Source organism: Peribacillus sp. NPDC101480, assembly GCF_050277335.1.
In the GTDB taxonomy this organism is placed as follows: Bacteria; Bacillota; Bacilli; order Bacillales; family DSM-1321; genus Peribacillus.
Genome location: NZ_JBNNSB010000023.1, coordinates 1 through 4,728 on the forward strand (window position 1 = coordinate 1; position 4,728 = coordinate 4,728).

The 4,728-nt window shown below is 31.5% G+C and carries 5 protein-coding genes and 2 pseudogenes; 4 read left to right on the forward strand and 3 right to left on the reverse strand.

Going from position 1 to position 4,728, the window contains the following annotated elements; genetic code table 11:
* Nucleotides 1-222 precede the first annotated feature (222 nt).
* Entirely contained in the window at nt 223-828 is a 606-nt protein-coding gene (locus ACQKMF_RS26595; protein WP_002497488.1) for a recombinase family protein, read from the forward strand.
* A 242-nt stretch (nt 829-1,070) separates the two neighbouring features.
* Here the strand turns inward: ACQKMF_RS26595 and ACQKMF_RS26600 are convergent, their stop codons facing one another.
* From ACQKMF_RS26600 to ACQKMF_RS26610, 3 genes are read right to left on the reverse strand one after another with little or no spacing between them, the layout of a single operon-like run.
* A complete protein-coding gene (locus tag ACQKMF_RS26600) occupies nt 1,071-2,024 on the reverse strand; it encodes a metal ABC transporter substrate-binding protein (protein ID WP_002497487.1) in 954 nt (317 codons plus the stop codon).
* A gap of 18 nt (nt 2,025-2,042) precedes the next feature.
* Nucleotides 2,043-2,882 carry a metal ABC transporter permease gene (locus ACQKMF_RS26605; protein ID WP_002497486.1) on the reverse strand — a complete coding sequence of 280 codons (840 nt, stop codon included), beginning with the start codon at nt 2,880-2,882 and terminating at the stop codon, nt 2,043-2,045.
* Entirely contained in the window at nt 2,875-3,612 is a 738-nt protein-coding gene (locus ACQKMF_RS26610; RefSeq protein WP_002497485.1) for a metal ABC transporter ATP-binding protein, read from the reverse strand. The genes ACQKMF_RS26605 and ACQKMF_RS26610 overlap by 8 nt, the downstream gene beginning before the upstream one ends.
* A 242-nt stretch (nt 3,613-3,854) precedes the next feature.
* Here ACQKMF_RS26610 and ACQKMF_RS26615 point away from each other — a divergent pair.
* The 3 genes and pseudogenes from ACQKMF_RS26615 to ACQKMF_RS26625 form a co-directional block, all read left to right on the forward strand.
* Nucleotides 3,855-3,911 (forward strand): annotated as a pseudogene (locus tag ACQKMF_RS26615) (hypothetical protein); the annotation flags it as partial.
* A gap of 12 nt (nt 3,912-3,923) precedes the next feature.
* Nucleotides 3,924-4,115, forward strand: coding sequence for an iron dependent repressor, metal binding and dimerization domain protein (locus tag ACQKMF_RS26620; RefSeq protein WP_427575627.1), 192 nt, complete (start codon nt 3,924-3,926; stop codon nt 4,113-4,115).
* Nucleotides 4,116-4,465: 350 nt separating this feature from the next.
* Nucleotides 4,466-4,728 (forward strand): annotated as a pseudogene (locus ACQKMF_RS26625) (IS6 family transposase); the annotation flags it as partial.

The following is a 4,728-nucleotide window of genomic DNA, read 5'->3' on the forward strand; positions in this document are numbered from 1 at the left end:
AACTGATGAAACAATACGTAAATTTTATTTTTTAACGAAAGACATAGAAAAAGAGAATGAATATTTGAGCTTAGATGATTTAAATAAATTTAGACTTTTAATATTTGCATTTACTCATTGATATATTAAAAATTAAGGTCTACCCTAATTGAACAATTAGGAGCCCTTGTAAAATACAGTTTCTAAATGTATGATTAGGGTGTATGAGAAAGGGTGTTGAAAATGATAGTTGGTTATGCACGAGTATCAACCATTGATCAGAATTTAGATAGACAGATTGAAAATTTAGAAGCATTTGGTGCTGAAAAAATATTCACAGAAAAACAATCAGGTAAATCGATTGAAGATAGACCTATTTTTATAGAAACATTGAACTTTGTAAGAATGGGAGATCGTTTAATCGTTGAATCGATTGACCGTCTAGGAAGAAATTATGACGAGATTATTCAAACGGTGAACTATTTAAAAGAAAAAGAAGTTCAATTAATGATTACAAGCTTGCCTATGATGAATGAAGCAATTGGTAACCCATTATTAGATAAGTTCATGAAAGATTTAATCATTCAAATTTTAGCAATGATTTCAGAACAAGAAAGAAATGAAAGTAAGCGTAGGCAAGCACAGGGAATTAAGGTAGCGAAAGAAAAAGGTATCTATAAAGGCAGACCTGTCCTTTACTCACCAAACGCGAAAGACCCACAGAAACGTTTAGTTTATCAACGTGTTGTAGAAATGTTAGATCAAGGAATTTCTATTAGTAAAATTGCTAAAGAAGTAGATATTACAAGACAGACCGTATATCGAATTAAAAATGAAAGAACAAAATAATTAATAAAATGAGTAAAAAGTGATTGTATAACACATTAGGAAATGATAATATGTTATACAATAACCTGCTTCTTTTAATTTAAAATTCTAAACTTTATTAAACTGTAAAAATGATAATTTCAAACTTCTTCATATTTTTCCCTTTAATAAGATATGAAGACGAAACATCTCTTCCAAAAGATAAGTAAAAAAGTGAGCGTTATTATCTATATAGACAATAACGCTCACTTTTAGTTTCATTGTTATTTTTCCAATCCATCAGTTAAAACATCTAAATTATACTCTAAATATTTAAGATAAGTATCAGCTACGCCACCTTCTTTACTAATTTCATCAGAGTAAATTGGTTTCTTGTAAATTGATACGCCACTTTCTTTAGATACGGTTTCCATTGGACGCTTATCTACGTTTGATTCTACAAATAAGTGAGATGGCTCATTTTTATCAATAAATTTTACTAAATCTTTGATTTGTTCTGGAGATCCATTCTCGTCCGTGTCTATCGCCCAAATATAACCTTCTTTTAGGTCATAACGGTCTGTTAAATATTGGAAAGCTTGTTCACTCGCTACAAAAACACGATCTTTCTTAGGAATATCGCCTAATTGTTTTTCATAATCATCTTCGATGTTATGTAATTTTTTTAAATATGCTTTTTCATTTTCTTTATAATAATCTTTGTTTTTTGGATTTCTTTCAGATAAAGATTTCGTGATATTTTTAATCATTTTTTCTCCTACTTTCGGATCAATAAATGCATGAGGGTTCACTTCTTTTTTGCCATCTTCATCTTTAATGTATTTAGGTTTAACACCTTCTGATGTTTTTATCGCATTTTCTTTTGAAAAATCAGAAGACTCTAAAGCTTTAAATAACCAACCTTTACTGCCACCTTCTAAATTCAATCCATTATAGAAAACCAAATCGGCACTCGAGATATGTTTAATGTCATCTGGTTTAGGATCGTAGTCATGCGGGTCAGTGCCTGTAGGCACTAAATTTTTAACTTCAACGTGCTCTCCGCCAATTTCTTTAACCATATCATCAATCATAGAAAAACTTGTGACCACTTTGATTTTATCTTTATCTACTGATTCTAATTCTTTATCTGAATCACCGTCTTTATCTCCATTACTACAAGCTGCTAAAACAACAGAAAGTGTAATGGTGAATAAAAATAATATCACTTTTTTCATTATAAAAATCCTCCTAAGTTAATGTTTAATCATTCTCCACAATAGCCCATTTCTAGGTGCTAAGAAGAATGTGATAATAAATATAGCTGTAATAACTAATACAATAACCACACCTGAAGGTAAGTTAAATGTAAAACTAAAGAACAACCCAATAATAGATGAAATAGCACCTATCAACGCTGATAAAAGAATCATGGTTGATAGTCTTTTAGTCAGTAAATAAGCTGTCGAAGCTGGCGTAATCAATAAAGAAACAACTAAAATAACACCGACGGTTTGTAATGAGGCAACAGTTACTAACGTTAATAACACCATGATTGTGTAATGGATGAATTTTGTTGGTAAACCTGAAGCTGCAGCCATGGTTGGATCAAACGTTGATAGTAAAAATTCTTTATAAAAGATCACTACAATAATTAAGACAATCGCAGCGACAATAAATGTTAATGTTCGATCCTGTTCTTTAACTGTCAGTACATTACCAAATAAAATTTCCGTTAAATCTATGGACGATTGCGCTTTCGTAACAAGTAAAACCCCTAAAGCTAGAAAGGCAGAAAAAACAATACCTATAGATGAATCGCTTTTGATTTTACTGTTTTGGTTAACGAAACCGATTCCTAAAGCTGCCATAATCCCAAAGACTACCGCACCGTAGAAAAAATTAATGCCCATCATATAAGAAATAGCTACACCCGGTAGAACTGCATGTGAGATAGCATCTCCCATTAGCGCCAAACTTCTTAATACGATGAAACAACCAATAACGCCACAGATGATTCCGATGACAACAGAAGTTACAAGTGCTCTTTGAAGAAAACTAAACTGAAATAACTCATGTATAAATTGACTAATCATTTTTATCCCCACTTTCAGAAGGGATCAAAATATTTGTGCCAAAGGCTTGTGCTAAGTTATCTCCCGTAAACACATTTTCAACAGAACCAAAATCGATTAAATGTTTATTTAAAAGAATAAGGCTATCGAAATATTTACTGACTTTGGATAAGTCATGATGAACAATTAAAATTGTTTTTCCAGATTCAGCTAGTTCTTTTAATAAATCAACAATGATATTTTCACTTGTAATATCGATGCCAACAAAAGGTTCATCAAGTAATATCAAATCTGTTTTCTGAACTAACGTTCTAGCAATTAACACTCGTTGAAATTGTCCTCCTGATAGCTCCCCTATTTGTCGATCTTTATATTCCGACATATCCACTTTGTTAAGGGCTTCTGTTGCCATTGCTTTTTCTTTTTTCCCAGGTAACTGCCACGGTTTTAACCGAGGGTATATACCTAAAATGACACAATCTAAAACTTTCATAGGAAACGTTGTATCGATATTACTTTTTTGTTCGACGTATGAAAGATTTTTAAGTTGCTTATGTATAGGCTTACTTTTAAAAAATGTTTGTCCTTTGTGTGGTATTAAATTAATCATTGCTTTAATCAAAGTTGATTTACCTGCCCCATTTGGGCCAATAATCCCAACAATTTGTCCTTCTATCATTTGTAAAGAAACATCTTGTAAAGCTCGGGTTTGATTATCATAAACCACTGACAAGTTTTGTACATCTAACACGCTATCCCCTTCTTTCTTCACTTGCGTAAATAATATATTTAGGTTATCCTAAATATATTATTTAGTCAAACGAAAATTTGAAGTTTGGCTAGCTATTTCTGCTTTAAAAATCAAAATTGTAGGTGGGATCATGATTACTGATGCGCAAAAGAAATATTTGAAAATTATCTTCCAATTAGGTGGAGACATTGAGCTAGTGTCTAATAAAATGTTATCTAAAAAGTTAGGAGCAGCGGCCCCCTTCAATTAGCCAAATGTTAGATCGATTAACCGAAGCAGGTTTTGTCAAAAGTGAACATTATCGTGGTGTTATGTTAACTAAGAAAGGATTAACTTATACGATAGAAATGACTAACAATCATGAGATTATTAAAGCGTTTTTCATAAAAGTATTAAATATCAACTCTTCTGAAGTCAACCAAGAGGTTGATTTAATCGAAAATCACGTATCAGATAAATTTGTTCAACGTTTATCTGAATACTTAAGAACAAAACAATTTTAAAAAGGATGATTAACTATGAAGCTTTTTAATAAAAAGTACAGTACAAAGCAACAATTATTCTCTCCCAGCCCTCAAAATAAGAATACGAATCATAAATAAATGAGGCTGGGACATAATTTCTAACAAATTAGCCAGTAAATGAGTTTATTATAAATTCATTTACTGGCTTCTTTATTTACAATACTACGTATTGTTGGCTCGTTTTCTTAGGGGACAGCTTCAGCCTGTAGTCTTCAGCTTGTCCTGTTCCCTCAAGAGTCTCGCCAAAATACTTTGTATTTATATGTAATTTTAGGTTCTGTTGCAAAGTTGAATTTATAGTATAATTTTAACAAAAAGGAGTCTTCTGTATGAACTATTTCAGATATAAACAATTTAACAAGGATGTTATCACTGTAGCGGTTGGCTACTATCTAAGATATGCATTGAGTTATCGTGATATATCTGAAATATTAAGGGAACGTGGTGTAAACGTTCATCATTCAACGGTCTACCGTTGGGTTCAAGAATATGCCCCAATTTTATATCAAATTTGGAAGAAAAAGCATAAAAAAGCTTATTACAAATGGCGTATTGATGAGACGTACATCAAAATAAAAGGAAAATGGAGTTA

What these genes read in the sequence shown, in the direction of transcription:
- ACQKMF_RS26595 (WP_002497488.1), top strand. Translation starts at nt 223, where the DNA reads ATGATAGTTGGTTATGCACGAGTATCAACCATTGATCAGAATTTAGAT.
- ACQKMF_RS26600 (WP_002497487.1), bottom strand. Translation starts at nt 2,024, where the DNA reads ATGAAAAAAGTGATATTATTTTTATTCACCATTACACTTTCTGTTGTT.
- ACQKMF_RS26605 (WP_002497486.1), bottom strand. Translation starts at nt 2,882, where the DNA reads ATGATTAGTCAATTTATACATGAGTTATTTCAGTTTAGTTTTCTTCAA.
- ACQKMF_RS26620 (WP_427575627.1), top strand. Translation starts at nt 3,924, where the DNA reads ATGTTAACTAAGAAAGGATTAACTTATACGATAGAAATGACTAACAAT.